Consider the following 18,187-nt stretch of genomic DNA (forward strand, 5'->3'; position numbering starts at 1 on the left):
GTGATGCGCACCAAGTCGAAACCGTGTGCGGCGAGTTGCCGGACCGCAGGCCGGTTCAGTAGAGGACCGGCAGGTCGGCGGGGCGGACGCGCAGGGTGACCGGGAGGGTGGCCGCCACCTCGCCGTCGGCGCCGTAGGGCACGGGCCGGCCGGCCTCGATGCGCAGTTCCCGGCCGCGCAGCACGCGTACTTCGGGCCGGCGGACGTGGGCGCCGGTCCGCAGCTCGTTCATCAGGGCGAAGAACAGCCGGCGCGGGGCCTCGCGGATCAGCACGATGTCGAGCAGCCCGTCGTCCACCCGCGCACCGGGGGCGATGAGCCGGCCGGAACCGTAGTAAGGGGAGTTGGCGGCCACGACGGTGTAGCCGCGGTGGGTGTGCTCCGTTCCGTCGACGGTGACGCGGTAGTCGGCCGGCCGCCAGGTGGTGACCGCGCGCAGTCCGCCCGCGTAGTAGGAGGCCGCGCCGCGCAGCAGCCGGGCGTTGTTGGCGTGCCGGTTGGCCTCCGCGTCGACGCCGGCGTACACGCTGCCGAGGACGACCGTGCGCGGGTGGACGGCCGACTCCACCTCGATGGTGTCGACGGGCCGGGGCTCGGCGCGCAGCAGGATGTCCGCCAGCGCACCGGGGTCGGCGGGCAGGTCCAGCGCGCGGGCGAAGTCGTTGCCGCGTCCGGCGGGGACGAGGCCCAGGACCGTTCCGGTGCCGCTGAGCGCGCCGCCTATGCCGCCGGCGATGCCGTCGCCGCCCACGGCCAGCACGATCCGGCCGCGCTCGCCGGCCGCGCGGGCGATGTCCTGGGCGTGGGCGAGGCTGTGGCTGTACTCCGTCTCCAGCCCGGCCCCGGCTTCGCGCAGCAGCCGGGCCAGGTGGAGCAGGGTCGCCGCCCCGGTGGAGCCGCCCGCGGTGGGGTTGACGACGGCGGTGAACTGGCGCATCGGTGGGCCTCCGAGGCAGGCGGTCGGAACGGGCGAGGTCAGTCGGTGGGCAGCAGGACGCCGGGGTTGAGCAGGCCGTCCGGGTCCAGGCGGCGCTTGACGGCGCGCAGGGCCGAGACGCCGAGCGGGCCGGCCTCGCGGACGTACCAGTCGCGGTGGTCGGTGCCGATCCCGTGGTGGTGGGAGATGGTGCCGCCGGCCGCGAGGACGGCTTCGCCCGCCGCGTGCTTGGCGGGCGCCCAGTGGGCCACCGGGTCCTCGCCCTGGGCGCTGACGACGGTGAAGTACAGCGAGGCGCCGTTCTCGTACACGTGGGAGATGTGGCACATGACCAGGGGCGGGGTGCCGGCCTGGGTGAGGGTGTCGGTCAGGGCGGCGCGGACGGCCGTGTACAGCTCGGGGACGCGGGACCAGAACGCGGCGGTCTCCAGTGTCTCGGCGAAGGCGCCGACGTCGAGGAGGGCGTCGCGCAGATAGGGCGCGGAGTAGCGGCCGTGCGCCCAGCGTTCGCCGGGTTCGGCGCCGATCGGGGTGCCGCCGCAGGCCGTCAGGACCTCCGCCGCCCGCGCCCGGCGGTGCGCGGTGTCCTCGGCCGTGCCCTCGTAGCCGGTGATCGCCAGGCATCCGGCGCCGCCCTGTTCCGGGCCGGCGCCGATCGCGTCGGGCTGGGCGAGTCCGATGAGCGTCTCGGTCTCGTCGGACAGGCGCAGCACGGTCGGCCGGGGCCCGTCCTGGGCGAGCCGGCGCAGCGCGGCGGTGCCTTCCTCGAAGGAGCCGAAGCGCCAGCCCTCGTACACCCGGACCTCGGGCAGCGGGCGGATCCGTACGGTGACGGAGGTGATGACGCCGAAGGCGCCCTCGGAGCCGAGGATCAGCTGACGCAGGTCGGGTCCGGCGGCGGAGCGCGGGGCGCGGCCCGTGTGGAGGGTGCCCTCGGGGGTGGCGAGGGTGAGGGCGAGCACCATCTCGTCGAAGCGGCCGTAGCCGGCGGACGCCTGTCCGCTGGAGCGGGCGGCGGCGAACCCGCCGATGGTGGCCCACTCGAAGGACTGCGGGAAGTGGCCGAGGGTGTAGCCGCGTTCGTTGAGCCGCCGTTCGGCCTCGGGAGCGCGCAGGCCGGGCTGGAGGACGGCGGTGCGCGAGAGAGGGTCGAGGTCGAGCAGGCCGTCCATGCGGCGCAGGTCGAGGGCGACGAACGCGCTGCGCTGCGGGGCGAGTCCGCCGACTACGGAGGTGCCGCCGCCGAAGGGCACGACGGCCAGGCCGTGCGCGGCGCAGGCACCGAGCGCGGCGAGGACCTGGTCGTGGCTCGCGGGCAGGACGACGGCCTGGGGCACGTCGGCGAGGTCGCCGGCGCGGATGCGCAGCAGGTCGGGGGTGGACTTGCCGCGGGTGTGCCGGATGCGGCTCTCGGGGTCCGTGCGGACGTGCTCCTCGCCGCCGACGGCCTCGGCGAGCGCCTTGAGGGCGGCGGGGCGGGCCGTGACGGCGGGCGGGCGGATGTCCGCGAGGCCGGGTGCGGAGGATGCGCGCGGCGTGACGCCGAGCAGGTCGCGCAGCAGCCCGGTCACCGTGTCGGGCAGCGGTGCCGCCTTGGCCGGGTCGCCCCAGCCGTTCCACAGCATGTCCATTGAACGGTCGTCCTCACAGGGTCGGTGAGCTGGTCTTCGTGTGGCTCGGCGCGGCGGCCGGTGAGCCGGTCCGCGAATCGGAGCGATGGTCGGCGGGCTGTCGTACGGATCGGGAGCGGAACGGTGACCGGCCGGCCGGTGGCCGGCCCGCGGGGCTCGGGCGGCGTCCGCGGGGCCGGGCCCCTTCCGTCCCGCCCTCGGGGCGTTACACTGTGACACATGACGCCTATTCGTCACAACGGTGCGGACAGCGATTCGGTCCTCGACGCGGCACGCGACTGTGTGCTGGCCGTCGGCGTGCGGCGCACCACGCTCGCCGACGTCGCCCGCCGCGCCGGTGTCTCCCGGATGACGCTCTACCGGCGCTGGCCGGATCTGCGGAGTCTGGTGGGCGATCTGATGACCCGGGAGTGGATCGACGTGGCCACCCGGGCGATGCCGGCCCCCGCGCCCGCCGTCGGCACCCGCGCCCGGATCGTGGACGGGCTGGTGGCCGGGGTCGAGGCGTTCCGGGCGCATCCCCTCTTCCGCAAGATCGTCGACGTCGATCCGGAGCTGCTGCTGCCCTATGTGCTCGACCGGCGCGGTGCCAGTCAGGAGGCGCTGCTGGCACTGCTGGGCGACGCGCTGCGCGAGGGCCACGCGGACGGTTCCGTGCGGCCCGGCCACATCGAACGGCAGGCGCGCACAGTGCTGTTGACCGTGCAGTCCTTCGCCCTGTCCCTGCGCACGATGACCGACGAGGACGATCCGGAGCTGGACTCCGCCGCATTCCTCGGTGAACTGCGCGCCCTTCTGGAGAGGACCCTGACGCCATGAGCCACACCGAGGCCGCGCCCGGCTCGTCCCTGAGCGCGCACCGGCGGGTCCGGGAACTGGCCGAGGCCGCGGACGGCCGGGTGGCCGACGTCCTGGTGGTCGGGCTCGGCGCTACGGGCGCCGGGGCGGCGCTGGACGCGGCGGCCCGCGGGCTGGACGTCGTCGCGGTGGACGCCCACGACCTGGCCTTCGGCACCTCCCGCTGGAGCTCGAAGCTGATCCACGGCGGGCTGCGCTATCTGGCGTCGGCGCAGTTCGACGTGGCCCACGAGAGCGCGGTGGAGCGGGGCGTGCTGATGACCCGTACGGCGCCGCACCTGGTGGCCGCCCACCCGTTCGTGCTGCCGCTGACCCCGCTGGTGTCCCGGTCCCAGGCCGCGCTGGCGTGGGCCGGGTTCCGGGCCGGGGACATGCTGCGGCTGGCCGCCCGTACGCCACGGCAGGTGCTGCCCGCGCCGCGCCGGCTGCCGGCGACCGAGGCACGTCATCTGGCGCCCTCGGTCCGCGCGGCCGGGCTGCGCGGCGGGCTGCTGTCCTGGGACGGCCGGGTGACCGACGACGCCCGCCTGGTGACCGCGCTCGCCCGGACGGCCGCCGCGCACGGCGCCCGGGTGCTGACCCGGGTGCGGGCACTGGAGCTGACCGGGACGGGCGCCCGTATCCGGGACGAACTCACCGGCGAGGAGGGCGAGATCAGGGCGCGCGCCGTGATCAACGCGGCCGGGGTGTGGGCGGGCGGCCTCGCCGGAGGGATCCGGATCCGTCCGTCGCGCGGCACTCATCTGGTGCTCCGCTCGGAGCGGCTCGGCGCCCTGCCGGCCGGACTGCACATCCCGATCCCCGGTGAGACCAACCGCTTCGTGCTGGTACTGCCCCAAGGGGACGGCCGGGTCTACGTCGGCCTGACCGACGAACCGGTGGACGGCGGGATCCCGGACGTGCCCGAGGTGCCCGAGACCGACATCGGCTTCCTGCTGGACGTGCTCGGCTCCGTCCTGGACGCCCCGGTGGCCCGGGAGGACGTGGTCGGCGCCTTCGCCGGGCTGCGCCCGCTGCTGGACACCTCCGCCGGCGCCGCGGACGGCGACCCGGCCCGTACCTCCGACATCTCCCGCCGGCACGCGGTGCTCACCTCTCCCGACGGTGTCACCACCGTGGTCGGCGGCAAGCTCACCACCTACCGGCGGATGGCGCAGGATGCCGTGGACGCCGCCGCCGGGGCCAGCGGCCTGCGCGCCGCCCCCTCCCCCACCGCCGCCCTGCCCCTGACCGGCGCCGCCGCCCCCGGACGGCTGCGGGCGCTCCCCGCACCGCGCCGCCTGGTCCAGCGCTACGGCACCGAGGCCGTGGCCGTGCACGCCCTCGCCGCCGAGGACCCCGCCCTGGCCGAGCCCGTGCTCCCCGGCCACCCCGTCACCCGCGCCGAACTCCTGTGGGCACTCCGTCACGAAGGCGCGCTGGACGCGTCCGACCTCCTGGACCGCCGCACCCGGATCGGCCTGGTCCCCGAAGACCGCGCGGAAGCGCTCGCCGCCGCACGGGAAATGCTGGAGCGGGCACCGGCCGGCCGTCCCTGACCCGTCTCCGGCGGCCGGGCGGCCGTCCCCGACCCGCCCTCCGCGGCCGGCCGTCCGCCGGGTACGTCCATGGCCGCCGGGTGGCGGGCCGGAGGCCGAGATCCGCGTCGACGGCGGCACGCGTTTCTGAGGAGCCGCGCGGGCCGGGAGCCGGGCCGGGCGAGGGCGACGAGGTCGCGGCGGTCCTCGCTCCAGAGGTCCTCGTCCGCATCCGCATCCGCATCCGCATCCGCATCCGCATCCGGCAGGAACCGGACCCGGCCGGAGCAGGACCCGGCCGGAGCGCAGCGCGTCGATGATGCCCTCGTCATGAGCGACCCTCACCGTCACACCGCGACACGAGCCGACCCCGGCCGGCACCTCGGCGCGGGAGGCCGCATCGAGCACGAGTGGCGATCGCGGGTCGACGCTCCGGAAAAGCGAGAGCGCGCACTTCCGGCGGGGAAGCGGGTCCTCGGCCGGGAGTCGCGGGGCGTGGACACGCGGTCACGGTGACGGGGGCGCCCCGGCCGGCGTACACCGCTTTCCTCCCGCGGCCGTGCAGCGACGCCGCTCGCGGAGGCGGCCGGCGAAGGGCGGACGGCGGCCCGGCGACCGACGGAGCGGGGAACGGCCCGAGCGCATGGATTCACCGTTCCCCGCCCCTGCCGGGCGGCCCGCCGTCGCCTGGGCGGCCGAGGCGGCGTGCCGGTCCGTGGGGACGACCGGCGGACGTGTCCGCACCACCGGCCCCGCACCGACTCTCCGTCCCCCGCGGCGCTCCCGCCACCTGGCGGAGCCGGCCGGGTGAGGTCCTCGGCCGGCCCGCACCGACGCCGTCGGCCGTCGGCCGGAGGGCGGCTGCGCCGGCCGCCCCGTCCGCCCGGCGGCCTGCGGGAACTCCGGTGACGGCCCCGGAAGTTGGTATGGCAGGCTGGGCCCGGCCGCCGCGGACCCGAGGCCGGGCCGGCCGGCGAGAGGAGCACAGCGTGACAGAGAACGGCTACGAGACCGTCACCATCGACACCAGCAGACCGCACCCCGCGCGGATCTACGACTATCTGCTGGGCGGCAAGGACAACTACGAGGTGGACCAGCAGGCGGGCGACGCGCTCGCCGCCGCGGCCCCCGAGGCCCGCATCGGCGTCCGGGCGAACCGCGCCTTTCTGCAGCGTGCCGTGCGGTACGTGGTGGGCAGCGGGGTGCGGCAGATCCTGGACATCGGCACCGGGCTGCCCACCTCGCCGAACGTGCACGAGGTCGCCCAGTCGGTGGCGCCCGAGGTGCGCGTGGCCTACGTCGACAACGACCCGATCGTCGCCGCGCACGGCAACGCCCTGCTCAGCCGGTCCGGTACGACCCGGATCGTCCTCGGCGACCTGCGCGATCCGCGCGCCGTCCTGGACCATCCCGACGTCCGCCAGCTCATCGACTTCGACCAGCCGGTCGCGCTGCTCCTCGTGGCGATCCTGCACTTCCTCGCCGACACCGACCGGCCCGCCGAGATCGTGGCCACGCTGCGCGACGCGCTGCCCGCCGGCAGCTTCCTGGTGCTCTCGCACGCCACGGGCGACTTCGCCGACCGCTCCGCCGCCCAGGACGTGTACACCAACGCGACCGCGTCCCTGCACCTGCGCGGCCGGTCCGAGGTGGAGCGGTTCTTCGACGGTTTCGAGCTGGTCGAACCGGGCCTCGCCCAGGTGCCGTTCTGGCGCCCGGACGCCCCGCCGCCGCCCCGCTCCGAGGAGATCGGCTTCTACGGCGCGGTGGCCCGCAAGACCGCCTGACCGGCCGGTCCGCCGCGTCCCCGGGGGCGGTGCCGCGAAGGCCCGCCCCCGGCCTGCATGGTGTCCCGGACCCCCCGGTGCGACGCTGGAGGGGAAGGTGTCCGACGAGGGGACCTGGAGGGCCGATGGGACGGGACGTCCCGGCGCTCGTCTTCACCCGCGAGGACCGCCGCCGGTACCGGATCAAGATGCAGGGGTGCCTGGACGCGCTGGCGCGGATGCTGCGCGAGGCGCGTTTCGAGTCGGAGCGGCCCCAGGTCGGCCTGGAGGTGGAGCTGAACCTGGTGGACGACGAGGCCGAGCCGGCGATGCGCAACACCGATGTGCTGGCGGCGATCTCCGACCCCGCCTGGTCCACCGAGCTGGGCCGGTTCAACCTGGAGATCAACGTTCCGCCCCGGCGGCTGACCGCGGGCGGTCCGGACGCCTGGGAGGCGGAGATCCGCGCCGCGCTGAACCACGCCGACGAGCGGGCCCGGTCGGTCGGCGCCCGGCTGATCACGATCGGGATCCTGCCCACCCTGCGGCAGGCGGAGATCGGCGAGGCCGCGTTGTCGGAGAACCCGCGCTACCGGCTGCTCAACGACCAGATCTTCGCGGCCCGGGGCGAGGACCTGCGCATCGAGATCGACGGGCCGGACCGGCTGCGGACCTACGCCGACACCATCACTCCGGAGGCGGCGTGCACCAGTACGCAGTTCCACCTCCAGGTGTCGCCGGAGGAGTTCGCCGGGTACTGGAACGCGGCCCAGGCGATCGCCGGGGTGCAGGTCGCGCTCGCGGCCAACTCGCCGTTCCTGTTCGGCAAGGAACTGTGGCACGAGACCCGGATCCCGCTGTTCGAGCAGGCCACCGACACCCGCCCGGAGGAGATCAAGGTGCAGGGCGTGCGGCCCCGGGTGTGGTTCGGGGAGCGGTGGATCAACAGCGTCTTCGACCTGTTCGAGGAGAACCTGCGCTACTTCCCGGCCCTGCTCCCGCTGTGCGACGAGCAGGACCCGGTGGAGACGCTGGACCGCGGCGACATCCCCGCGCTGCCCGAACTCACCCTGCACAACGGCACGATCTACCGCTGGAACCGGCCGGTGTACGCCGTCTCCCGCGACCGGCCGCACATCCGGGTGGAGAACCGGGTGCTGCCCGCCGGCCCGACCGTCGCCGACACCCTCGCCAACGGCGCGTTCTACTACGGCCTGACCCGGGCGCTGGTGGAGGAGGACCGGCCGGTGTGGTCGCGGATGTCCTTCGCCGCCGCCGAGGACAATCTGCACACCGCCGCCCGGCTCGGCATCGACGCGCCGCTGTACTGGCCGGGGATGGGCGAGGCACCGGCGCCGGAGCTGGTGCTGCGGCGGCTGCTGCCGCTCGCGCACCGCGGCCTGGAACTCTCCGGCATGGACGCGGCCTGGCGGGAGCCGCTGCTCGGGGTGATCGAGCAGCGGTGTGTGACGGCGCGCAACGGTGCGGTGTGGCAGAAGGAGATGTTCCACCACATGACCGCCGCCGCGCACGCCGGCCGGCACGAGGCGCTGCGCCGGATGACCCAGGTGTACATCGACTACATGCACCTCAACGCCCCGGTGCACACCTGGCCGGTCGACTGAGCGGCCTCCGGTCCCGGGCGCGCGGCACGCCGGCCGGTCGGGCTAGGGCCGGTCCAGTGCGGTGCCGGTGCACCCTGAGACGTCCGGCAGGTGGGACTTGGCCCACTGGGCCAGCTCGCGGAGCGCGGGTTCCAGGGCGGCGCCGGCCCCGGTCAGCCGGTAGGAGACGCGCAACGGGGGGCCTTCGTCGACCTCGCGCAGGACGAGGCCGGCGGCGCCGAGTTCGGCGAGCCGGTCGGAGAGCATGCGTTCGCTGATGCCGGGGATGGCCCGCCGCAGGTCGGCGAAGTACGCGGGCTGTTCCACCAGGACGGCCACGATCGGCCCGCTCCAGCGCTTGCCGAGGAGCTGGAAGACACGGGTGATGCCGTCGTCCACCCGCTTGCAGGCCGCGCTGTCGTGGTTCTCGTCCATGACCTCAGCGTACTACCCCGAAGTAGGGGACTAAAGAAAAGTAAGTCCATGTGATAAAAGTAGTACAGTATGAAACCACAGCCCGCGCTTCCGGCGTCCGGCTGCTTCAGCCCTTTCCTGGAGAGACCCATGGCCACCCTGCTGCACATCGATTCGTCCGTGTTCCCGGCCGAGGCGTCGGCCTCGCGCGTCGTGACGGAGGCCTTCCGCAAGCACTGGCAGGAGGAGCACCCGCAGGGCACGGTCGTCTACCGCGACCTGGCGGCGCAGCCGGTCGCGCACATCACCGCCGACACGCACCTCGCCGGCTTCACCGACCCGGCCACCCACACCCCCGAGCAGGCCGCCGCGTTCGCCGAGCGCGTCAAGCTGATCGAGGAACTGGAGCAGGCCGACGCGGTGCTGATCGGCGCCCCGATGTACAACTACACGATCCCCTCCACCCTGAAGGCCTGGCTGGACAACGTCATCCTGATGGGCCGCACCGCGGGTCCGGTCCAGTCCGCCAAGGGCACCCCGGTGACCGTCGTCGCCAGCCGGGGCGGCTCCTACGCGCCGGGCACTCCGCGCGAGGGCTTCGAGTACGTGCAGAACTACCTCCGCGCCGCGCTGGGCACGGGTCTCGGCCTGGACGTGGACTTCATCGTCCCCGAGCTGACCATGGCGTCCGTGAACCCGGAGATGGCCGAACTGGTCCCGCTGTACGAGGCCTCCCGCGACCGCGCCCTGGAGGACGCCGCCGTCAAGGCGCGGGAAGTGGCCAAGCGCCTCGCCGCCTGAGCGCGCTCCCACTCCCACGTGGCCCCGGACCGCCTCACGGGCGGCTCGGGGCCACGTGCGCGTCCGGCGGCCCCGGCCGTCGCACGGGGCCGCGCCCCTGTCGGAGCCGTCGGCCGCCGGTCCGCCTAGGATGCCGCGGACCGGCAGCCGACGGGAAAGGGGCAGGCATGTCGACAGGGTTCACCTCGTGTCAGGCGCGGACACTGCGCGCCGCCTACGAGGCCGCCTCGGCGGTCGTCGCCGGGCTGGGCGACGCGCAGTCGTGGCAGCCGACCGGGTGCACCGGCTGGGCGGTCCGCGACCTCGTCTTCCACTGCGTGCAGGACGCCCAGCGCGCCCTGGTGGCCCTGCACACACCCACGGACGAGCCCGCCGACCGGGACTGGACGACGTACTGGCAGGACTGGGCGCCGGACACCGCCGGGGCGGCGAACGGCCGGCGCTGGGCGCGGGTGAACGGCAGCATGTTCCTGGACTTCGGGCAGTTGAAGGGGCTGTATCTGGAGACGCTGGCGGCGGTCGTGCACGCGGCCGGCGAGGCCGATCCCGCGCGACGGGTGAGCACGCAGGGGCACGTGCTGACGGCCGGTGACCTGCTCACCACGCTCGCGGTGGAGGCGACCGTCCACCATCTCGACCTGACCGTGGCGCTCCCGCGCGCCCCGCGGCCCTCGCCCGAGGGCCTGGCCGCCGTGCGCGCCACCCTCGACGGGCTGCTCGGCCGGCCCGCCCCGCAGGAGTGGAGCGACGCCCGCTACGCACGCGTGGCCACCGGCCGGGCCGCCCTCACCGACGCCGAGCGCACCGCCCTGGGCCCGGCGGCCGACCGCCTCCCCCTGTTCGGATAGCCCGCCCGCGCGAGCGGGACGAACACCCGGACGCCCGGGCCACGGCCGCCGGCACCGCACCGGACACGACGACCGACCGCCGGCAACCCACCGTCCACGACCAGACGGCCACCCGAGCGCGCCACCGGCGGGGGCCGCCGCACGGCGTGGGCGGGTCGGCTTCCGTAGGCTGGAGGCGTCCGATTCCTCCCGCCGGGAGGTCTGCCGGAGGCGGGAGAGGGCCGTGATCGAACTCGCCGCGGTGTTCGCCGTCGCGGGAGCGGCGAGCAATGCCGTGGGCACCGCGTGCCAGCGCAAGGCGGCCTCCGCCAGCAGCCGCGGCGGACTCCGGCTGCTGGCGGAGCTGGTGCGCCGGCCCGTCTGGATGATCGGCATGGCCGGTGTCGCCTGCGCCGCGCTCTTCCAGAGCCTGGCCCTGGTCAACGGCCCGCTCGCCCTGGTGCAGCCGCTGTTCATCCTGGAACTGCCCTTCGCGCTCCTCGTCGCCGCCCCGCTCATGCACCGGCGGCTGCCGCGCTCGGGCTGGTGGGGGGTGGGCGGCTGCGTGGCGGGCCTCGCCGTCCTGCTGCTGGCGGCGGCCCCGCACGGCGCCACCGACCAGGCGCCGATGGCCCGGTGGCTGCCGGCCCTGCTGTCGTGCGCCGCAGTGATGGCCGCGGCGGTGGGACTGGCCGGCCGGGGCGGCCCGCCGGCCCGGCGCGCCGCGCTGCTGGCGGCCGCCTCCGCGACGGGCAACGCGCTGACCGCCGCCCTGCTGAAATCGGCGAGCGGCACCTTCGCCGACCACGGCCTCACGGCATTCCTGCGGTCCTGGCAGACGTACGGCTTCGCGCTCGCCGGGATCGCCGCCGTGCTGCTGCTGGAGAACGCCTTGCAGGCCGGTCCGCTGGCCGCGGCGCAACCCGCGCTGACCATCGGTGACGCGGTGGTGAGCCTGACCCTCGGCATCACCCTCTTCGGCGAGCGGATCCGCACCGGGTGGTGGCTCGTGCCCGAGCTGTGCGGGGCGGTGCTGATCGTCGTGGGGGTACTGGTGCTCAGCCGGGCCGTGCAGCGCATCGAGGTGGTCCCGGTCCCCGCCGGGGAGCGGAACATGGCCTCCTGAGCCGGTCAGGGAGCGGCGACGAGCGGGGGCACGCCCCAGTCGGAGCGCAGCGCGCCGTCCAGCGCGCGGGCCGCGTCCGCTCCGATGCGCTCCAGCAGGACCGACTCGATCACCCCGATCGTGGCCTGCGCGCGCTCGTGCACGCGCCGTCCCTCGGCGGTCATCCGGATCAGCCGCCGCCGGGCGGAGCCGGGGTCGGGTTCCTGCTCCAGCAGCCCCATGCCGATCAGTCCGTGCACCGCCTGATGGGCGGTCTGCCGGGTGACGCCCATCCGCCGGGCGAGTTCGGAGACGGTGGTGCCCTCGGTGTCGAGCATCGCGAAGACGGACGCCTGCGCCGTGGTCACCGGCTGTTCGCCCGCCGCCTCCATGCTGGCGAACAAGGCGTCCTCGAACCAGCGGCGGGCCTCGGACAGGAGCTGGGGCAGATTGGCGGCGCGGTGACTCATGGCTCCTCGGAGGATCGGATACCCGGTGGACTATCCTCCTATTGTCCGGTCTCTTGTCCTCCGGCTCCCCGGCCGCAGTGCCGGGCGGCGAACTCGGCCGTCCGTACGAAGCACCGCTCGGCCTCCTCCTCCGTGATCCCCACCCACAGGTGGTTCGCGCCGGGCACCCGCACGTGTTCGACCGGCACCCCGGCGGCCCGCAGGGCGGTCGCGAGCCGGTCGCTCTGCGCGCACGGCACGAACTCGTCCTCCGTGCCGTGCAGCAGCAGGAACGGCGGCGCCGCCGGCGTCACCCGCAGCGCGGGGCTGGCGTCCCGGGCCGGGCCCGGGGCGGCGGCCGGGGCGGCCCCCAGCAGCAGCGCCTCACGAGAGGCCGGGTCCGCCGGGTCGAAGCGGCCCGGCGGGTGGTCCTCGGCGAGGCGGGTGAGGTCGGTGGGCGCGTACCAGGTGACGCAGCCGCGCACGGTCGCCGCCCGCCCGCCGTGACCGGCCGGCCCGGTGGTGAGCGCGGTCAGCGCGGCCAGGTGACCGCCGGCGGACTCGCCCCACAGGACCACCCGGTCCGGGTCGAGGCCCAGCTCGCCGGCCCGGTCGCGCAGCCAGACCAGCAGCGCGCGCAGGTCGTCGAGCTGGGCCGGGAACCGGGCCTCGCCGCTGAGCCGGTAGTCGGGGCAGACCACGGCCGTCCCGGAACCGGCCAGCCGGGCGAAGGGGCCCGGCCTCGCGTGCCGGAACCGCGGCCCCACGTCGTCGCGCAGTCCGCTGCGCCAGCCGCCGCCGTGCACGAAGACGACCACCGGCAGCGGGCCGTCCGCCGGCTCGGGCAGCCACAGATCGGTTTCCAGCGGCCGACCGCCGTCGGGCACGGCGTAGACGGCGCCGCGCAGCAGCCGGACACCGGGCGCCGGGCGGGCGGGCGGCGGCAGGGGCAGCCGGGCGGGGTCCGGCGGCGCCAACAGTTCCAGGGGGAAGAGCGGAACGTCGTCGGGCAGGGCGTCCTGGTGTGCGGCTTCTTCCGGCATGGGGTCGCTCCTCGGGTGGCGTCTGGTTCCCTCGGCGGGCGAGGCGGCAGGGGCACAGGGTGGTGCGGGCGCTGGCGGTGGCGGTGGTGAGCGAGCGCCGGTCGGTGCCCGGTACCGGGGCGGCCGCGGTCTCGACGGACGCGGCGTGCGCCTCGGCACGGGACGCGGTCGTCAGCTTCCGGTGCGCCACTGGTGGTCGGGGCGGAACCGGACGTCGTACCGCTGGGGCACGGTCGCGAACTTCTCCCGCTCCGGCACGAACGGCCGGGCCGGCAGGCCCAGTTCCTCGGCCGGGGTGCCGAGGGACTCGAAGAACCGCTCGAAGGTGCCGCCGGGTCCGGCGGCCACGCCCACGACCTGCGAGTGGTGGCGCTCCATGCGGTAGGCGTGGACGCAGTTCTTCGGCACGAAGCCGAAGTCCCCGGGCGTGAGCAGCTTCTCGTACTGCTCGCCCTCGAGGTCCTCCACGAAGAGCCGTACGGCGCCGTGGGTGATGTAGAAGACCTCGTAGGTGTCCGCGTGCGAGTGGGCCGGGATCAGCTCGCCCTTCGGGCCCTCGCAGGTGAAGAAGTTGAAGGTGTTCTCGGTCTGCTCGCCGCCCGCGTAGACCGTGATCAGGTCGCCGAACAGGTGGGCCCGGTCCCCCAGGCCCTTCTCGATGAAGTAGGGCTTGCCCGGCTCCGGCGGGATGAAGGAGCGGGCCCGGTAGCTGGTGGCGTATTCGATGGTCATGCGGAGCCTCCTGTTCCGTGGGTTTCTATGTCAGGCTACCTGACATAAAGCCTGTGTCCAACGGCCCGGGGCCCGGTTTCATCACGCAGCCTTTTTCGGACTTTCGCCGATCATCGACGCTCCGGTTCGCTCACCGCGCCGACGCCCGGAGACCATGCGGACGCCGCCGCTCCCGCCACTGGTGGTCAGACGTACACATGCCCGGATGCCGGACAACGGGTCCCCAGGAGCGGACACGTCCCACCGCGCGGCCGGACGGCCCGGCGGCCGGAGATTGGCCGGAACCATGGCGACGTCCGGCCGTGCCGCCCGGATAAGCCGGGGCCACTTGTCCCGAACTGGACTTTGCACAGCCCGTATTGGCCTTCCTAGCCTGGTGGTATGGCACCACTGGGAAGCGCGTACGGCGAGCGGGCGGGGAACGTCGTCGTCGGGGTGAGCGACTCGCTCGCCGGACTGGCCGCGCTGCGGCGCGGTGTCCGGGAGGCCCGGGCGACCGGGCGGACGCTGGTGGCCGTGCGGGCCTGGGAGCCGCCGGAGGGCGAGGCGCTCTACGCGCGCCGGCCGCAGACCTCGTGGGCCCGGCTGTGGGCCGACGAGGCGCGGCGCTGCCTGGAGCGGGCCTTCGACCTGGCGTTGGGCGGGCCCCCGGCGGACCTGCGGATCGTACGGCGGGTGATCAGGGGTCGCGCCGGGCCGGTGCTCTGCTCGGTGGCCGCGTCCGCCGACGACCTGCTGGTCATCGGCATGGCCCGGCGGCGGGGCCCGCTCGCCCGGCTGCGTCCCCGGCCGGTGCACCGGTTCGTGCCGGCCCGGGCCGCGTGCGAGGTGCTGATCGTGGCCGGCCCCCGCCTCCTGCCCCAGGAGGCACGGATGCTGCGGCGCGGCGCCGGGGCGGCCGTGCCGGGCCGGGCGGCGGCGCACCGCTGACCGGCCGGCCCGTCATCCCGTGGTACGGCGGGCCGGCCGTCTGGGTCAGCTCCCGGCCGGGCGGCGGGCGTCCACCTCGATCTCTATCTTCATGCGGGGGTCGGCGAGGCCGCACTCCAGCATGGTGGCGGCCGGCCGGACGTCGCCGAAGCAGCGGCGCAGCACCGGCCAGCAGGGCTCGAAGTCGGCGCGGTCCGGCAGCAGATAGCGCACCCGGACCACGTCCGCGAAGCCGCACCCCGCCTCGGCCAGCGCGGCGCCGATGTTGCGCAGGCACTGCTCGGCCTGCTCCACGACGTCGTCGGAGATCGTCATGGTGGTGTAGTCGAATCCGGTGGTCCCGGAGACATGGACCCGGTCCCCGTCGACCACGGCGCGGGCGTAACCGATCCGCTCCTCGAAGGTGGATCCGCTGAGAATCGCACGTCGTCGCGTCATGCGCCGAATGCTAGGCGATCGACCCGGCCGGGCCCCACCGCCGTTTCAGGAGGTGGGCAGGGGGCAGCCGACGTCCGTCGCCGGCAGGCGGCCGGTCGCGAGGTAGGCGTTGACCGTGGCGTCGACGCACCGGCTGCCGTAGACGCCGTACACCGCGTGCTGGTCGGCGTCGCGCAGGGTGACCAGGCGGGAGCCGGGCCAGTCGCGGCGCACCGCACGGGCGCCGGGGTAGGTGGTGCGGGGGTCTCCGGTGGCGTTGACGAGCAGGGCCGGCAGGTCGGCGCGGATGGCGGTGGGGCGTTCGCGCGGCGGGCCCCAGAACGCGCAGGGGTTGATGTTGTCGGTGACCGGAGCGAACAGCCGGTCCTTCTTCCCCGCGTGGCGCAGGTCGCGCCAGTACGTCTCCGGGTCGCGGGGCGCGGGCACGTCTCCGCACAGGATGGACGTCTGCGCGCTGCCGTAGCCGGACTCGTGCCCGGTCAGCGTGAACTCCAGCGCCGAGGCCAGCCACGGGGACGGGGTGACGGCCCGGCCCTCGGCGGCGCGCCGCAGGTCCCGCACGCCCTCGGCGAAGTCGCCGTAGGCCGTGGGGTTGTCCTGCGAGAGGCCGTTGAAGACGATGACGGGCAGGACGTGGTCGTCCAGCCGGTAGTCACCGACGCGCAGGGGCGTGCGCGCGGCGGCCGACCGTACCGCTTCCACGGTCGCCAGCACGGTGGCGCGGGTGCGACCGAGACCGTAGGCCGTGTGGTGGGCCGCGGTCCAGTCGGCCCAGCCGCGCAGGGCGTGCCGGTTGGCGTTCTCGGTACCGCGCAGCAGCCGGGGGCCGTAGCGGGCGGGGTCGATCACGCCGTCCAGGACGACCCGGTCGATACGCCCCGGGAACATCGTCGCGTAGACCTGGCCGAGGTAACTGCCGTAGGAGTAGCCCAGGTAGGAGATCCGGCGCTCGCCCAGCGCGGCCCGGATCACGTCCATGTCGCGCGCGGTGTTCCGGGTGCTGGAGTACGGCAGCAGGTCTCCGGCGTGGGTGCGGCAGCGGCGGGCCAGGTCGGCGGCGAAGCCGGCTTCGCGCTCGAAGCCGGCGCGGTCGGTGCCGGCGCCGCGGATCATGCTGCCGGTGGGCCAGTGGCAGTCCAGCGGGGTGCTGCGGCCGACGAAGCGGGGGTCGACGCCCACCACGTCGTAGCGCGCGGCCACCTGACGCATCGCGCGGCGTACGAAGGGCGGGTCGCCGAGGGTCTGGCCGCCGGGGCCGCCGCTGTTGAGCAGCAGGGCGCCGACGCGGTGCGCGGTGTCGGTGCCACGGATGCGGGAGATGGCGACGGTGAGGGTGCGGCCGTCGGGGCGGGCGTAGTCCAACGGGACGGTGACGTCGGCGCATTGGGCGCCGGCCTGTTCGAGTTCCTTGCCGATGGTGTCGTCCGGGCCGAGCAGGCAGCTCTTCCAGTGCAGCTGCTGGTGGTGGTAGCGGGCGAGGGGGTCGGCGGCGGGACGGGCGGGGGCGGCCGGGGCCGGGGCCGCGCCCAGGGACAGCGCGCCCGCCAGGGCCAGGGCGACGGCGGACGCGGCCCGGGCGGCGCGGTGGCGCGGGCGGTGACGGCCCGGGGAGGTGGTGCCGGTCATGCCGGGGTCCTTTCGGTGGGCGTGCCCTCGCAGAGGGCCTTGTCGACGATGTCGAGGAAGTCCAGTTCGGCCTGGAGCGTGGCGGGTACCTCGTTCAGGGCGACGGCGACGGTGCGGCCGCCGGGGCCGGTGGCGACCAGGGCCCGGTGGCCGCCGGGCACGGTGCCGGCGTGGCCCCACCAGGTGGAGCCGCAGGACAGCGGGGAGGAGATCAGGCCGAGCCCGTAGCGGGCGCCGGGCCACAGCCGGTCCGGATCGGCGTCCACGGTCCGCCGCATCTCGGCGAGTTGGGGCGCGGGCAGCAGTCGGCCGGTGAAGAGCGCGCTGGCGAACCGGGTCAGGTCGGCCGGGGTGGACACCAGGGCGCCACCGATACCGCCGAAGGTCGTGTTCCAGGCGGTGCCGTCCACGCGGCGGCCGTCGGCCGCGGTGAAGTAGCTGTGCGAGTGGGGGCCTTGGATGCGGGTGTCGTCGCCGGGCCAGTACGTGTCGCGCAGGCCCAGCGGCGCGATGATCCGGCGGGTGATCTCCGCCTCCGGGCTGTGCCCGGTGACCTCGCGGATGATCAGCCCGGCGACGAGGTAGTTGGTGGTCGCGTAGTGCCAGGTCCGGTCCGGGGGTGGCAGCCGCAGGGCGCGGGCGATCAGTTCGCGCGGCTCGAAGTGGCGGTAGCGCACCCGCTCGGGGTGCTGCCACTCGGGCGCGTCGAGGTAGTCGGGCAGCCCGCTGGTGTGCCGCAGCAGCTGCCGTACGGTGATCCGGCGGCCGTCGTAGCCGCCGTCGCGGATCAGGCCGGGCAGATAGCGCTCGACGGGCGAGTCCAGGGAAAGCCGTCCCTCGGCGGCGAGTCGCAGCACGACGGTCGCGGTGAAGGTCTTGGTGACGCTGCCGGCGCGGAGCCGGTCGGTGGTGTTCATGGGGCGGCCGGTGCGCAGGTCCGCCGTGCCGTCGGTCACCGTCCAGCGGGCGCAGGGCGCGGCCGGGCCGGGGTCGCCGACCAGGACGGCGGCGCCGGCGATCCGGTCGTGCGTCACCAGGTGGCGCACGGCCCGGCTCAGCTCCGGGTGCGGGCCGCAGGCGCGGGGCGCGTCGCGGGCCGGGTGCGCGACGGCGGCGGGAGCGGCGGCCAGCAGACAGGTCACGGCCAGGGCCACCAGGCCGGCGCGCCGGCGAACCACCCGGCGCGGTAAGGAAATCGTCATGTGACAGCACGCTAGGCAACGCCCGACGCGTGCTCATTCCGGCAGGCAGGCGGATCCGCCGGGGGGCCGCCCCCAGCACGGCACCGGAGGACAACCCCCGGGTCCTACCCGGGTCTGCCGTTCGGACCGGCGTGCGTGCCGGGGCTCACACAGCTGTGCCAAGGGTGAACCGTGACCGTTGTCCCGCCTTCCGAGGCGGGCGGCTGGCAGTCTGCGGGGGACGATCCGGCCCGCGGTCCGACGGGCCGGGCAGCGGCGCGGGCCCGCCCGGCGCCGCCGGGGGCAGGAGTGACGGTGGAGGAAGTCG

The 18,187-nt window shown here is 75.2% G+C and carries 17 protein-coding genes; 8 read left to right on the forward strand and 9 right to left on the reverse strand.

Going from position 1 to position 18,187, the window contains the following annotated elements:
- Window positions 1-55: 55 nt before the first annotated feature.
- Together SCK26_RS03690 and SCK26_RS03695 are read right to left on the reverse strand one after the other, a co-directional pair.
- On the reverse strand, window positions 56-937 hold the full coding sequence (locus SCK26_RS03690; protein WP_318199796.1) for a diacylglycerol kinase family protein: 882 nt from the start codon (window positions 935-937) through the stop codon (window positions 56-58).
- 38 nt (window positions 938-975) lie between these two features.
- The gene (locus SCK26_RS03695) at window positions 976-2,568 is read right to left on the reverse strand and encodes an FAD-binding oxidoreductase (protein WP_318199797.1); all 1,593 of its coding nucleotides are present in this window, start codon (window positions 2,566-2,568) and stop codon (window positions 976-978) included.
- Between the two features lie 219 nt (window positions 2,569-2,787).
- On the opposite strand from SCK26_RS03695, the gene SCK26_RS03700 reads away from it, so the two are divergent.
- The 4 genes from SCK26_RS03700 (at window position 2,788) to SCK26_RS03715 (ending at window position 8,334) form a co-directional block, all read left to right on the forward strand.
- Window positions 2,788-3,387, forward strand: a complete 600-nt coding sequence (locus SCK26_RS03700) for a helix-turn-helix domain-containing protein (protein ID WP_318199798.1) — start codon at window positions 2,788-2,790, stop codon at window positions 3,385-3,387.
- The gene (locus SCK26_RS03705; RefSeq protein ID WP_318199799.1) at window positions 3,384-4,964 is read left to right on the forward strand and encodes a glycerol-3-phosphate dehydrogenase/oxidase; all 1,581 of its coding nucleotides are present in this window, start codon (window positions 3,384-3,386) and stop codon (window positions 4,962-4,964) included. The genes SCK26_RS03700 and SCK26_RS03705 overlap by 4 nt, the downstream gene beginning before the upstream one ends.
- Window positions 4,965-5,932: 968 nt before the next feature.
- A complete protein-coding gene (locus SCK26_RS03710; RefSeq protein ID WP_318199800.1) occupies window positions 5,933-6,730 on the forward strand; it encodes an SAM-dependent methyltransferase in 798 nt (265 codons plus the stop codon).
- Window positions 6,731-6,855: 125 nt separating this feature from the next.
- Entirely contained in the window at window positions 6,856-8,334 is a 1,479-nt protein-coding gene (locus SCK26_RS03715; protein ID WP_318199801.1) for a glutamate--cysteine ligase, read from the forward strand.
- A gap of 42 nt (window positions 8,335-8,376) precedes the next feature.
- Here the strand turns inward: SCK26_RS03715 and SCK26_RS03720 are convergent, their stop codons facing one another.
- Window positions 8,377-8,748, reverse strand: coding sequence for a helix-turn-helix domain-containing protein (locus SCK26_RS03720; protein WP_318199802.1), 372 nt, complete (start codon window positions 8,746-8,748; stop codon window positions 8,377-8,379).
- Window positions 8,749-8,877: 129 nt separating this feature from the next.
- Between SCK26_RS03720 and SCK26_RS03725 the strand changes: the two genes are divergently transcribed.
- From SCK26_RS03725 to SCK26_RS03735, 3 genes are all read left to right on the forward strand, one after another.
- Window positions 8,878-9,528 (forward strand): FMN-dependent NADH-azoreductase, encoded by a 651-nt coding sequence (locus SCK26_RS03725; RefSeq protein WP_318199803.1) that lies wholly within the window; start codon window positions 8,878-8,880, stop codon window positions 9,526-9,528.
- 167 nt (window positions 9,529-9,695) lie between these two features.
- Window positions 9,696-10,376 carry a maleylpyruvate isomerase N-terminal domain-containing protein gene (locus SCK26_RS03730; protein ID WP_318199804.1) on the forward strand — a complete coding sequence of 227 codons (681 nt, stop codon included), beginning with the start codon at window positions 9,696-9,698 and terminating at the stop codon, window positions 10,374-10,376.
- 223 nt (window positions 10,377-10,599) lie between these two features.
- Window positions 10,600-11,481, forward strand: coding sequence for a DMT family transporter (locus SCK26_RS03735; protein WP_318199805.1), 882 nt, complete (start codon window positions 10,600-10,602; stop codon window positions 11,479-11,481).
- Between the two features lie 5 nt (window positions 11,482-11,486).
- Here the strand turns inward: SCK26_RS03735 and SCK26_RS03740 are convergent, their stop codons facing one another.
- The 3 genes from SCK26_RS03740 to SCK26_RS03750 form a co-directional block, all read right to left on the reverse strand.
- Window positions 11,487-11,930 carry a MarR family winged helix-turn-helix transcriptional regulator gene (locus tag SCK26_RS03740; protein WP_318199806.1) on the reverse strand — a complete coding sequence of 148 codons (444 nt, stop codon included), beginning with the start codon at window positions 11,928-11,930 and terminating at the stop codon, window positions 11,487-11,489.
- A 38-nt stretch (window positions 11,931-11,968) separates the two neighbouring features.
- Window positions 11,969-12,952 carry an alpha/beta hydrolase gene (locus tag SCK26_RS03745; RefSeq protein ID WP_318199807.1) on the reverse strand — a complete coding sequence of 328 codons (984 nt, stop codon included), beginning with the start codon at window positions 12,950-12,952 and terminating at the stop codon, window positions 11,969-11,971.
- Window positions 12,953-13,123: 171 nt separating this feature from the next.
- On the reverse strand, window positions 13,124-13,684 hold the full coding sequence (locus SCK26_RS03750) for a quercetin 2,3-dioxygenase (RefSeq protein ID WP_318199808.1): 561 nt from the start codon (window positions 13,682-13,684) through the stop codon (window positions 13,124-13,126).
- A gap of 381 nt (window positions 13,685-14,065) precedes the next feature.
- Between SCK26_RS03750 and SCK26_RS03755 the strand changes: the two genes are divergently transcribed.
- A complete protein-coding gene (locus SCK26_RS03755) occupies window positions 14,066-14,614 on the forward strand; it encodes a universal stress protein (protein WP_318199809.1) in 549 nt (182 codons plus the stop codon).
- Between the two features lie 45 nt (window positions 14,615-14,659).
- Here SCK26_RS03755 and SCK26_RS03760 read toward each other — a convergent pair whose 3' ends face one another.
- From SCK26_RS03760 to SCK26_RS03770, 3 genes are read right to left on the reverse strand one after another with little or no spacing between them, the layout of a single operon-like run.
- Window positions 14,660-15,052, reverse strand: a complete 393-nt coding sequence (locus SCK26_RS03760) for a RidA family protein (protein WP_318199810.1) — start codon at window positions 15,050-15,052, stop codon at window positions 14,660-14,662.
- 45 nt (window positions 15,053-15,097) lie between these two features.
- A complete protein-coding gene (locus tag SCK26_RS03765) occupies window positions 15,098-16,678 on the reverse strand; it encodes an alpha/beta fold hydrolase (protein ID WP_318199811.1) in 1,581 nt (526 codons plus the stop codon).
- Entirely contained in the window at window positions 16,675-17,880 is a 1,206-nt protein-coding gene (locus SCK26_RS03770) for a serine hydrolase domain-containing protein (RefSeq protein WP_412080699.1), read from the reverse strand. Before SCK26_RS03770 ends, SCK26_RS03765 begins: the two co-directional genes overlap by 4 nt.
- Window positions 17,881-18,187: the final 307 nt, after the last annotated feature.

This window comes from Streptomyces sp. SCL15-4 (genome assembly GCF_033366695.1).
Classification (GTDB): domain Bacteria; phylum Actinomycetota; class Actinomycetes; order Streptomycetales; family Streptomycetaceae; genus Streptomyces.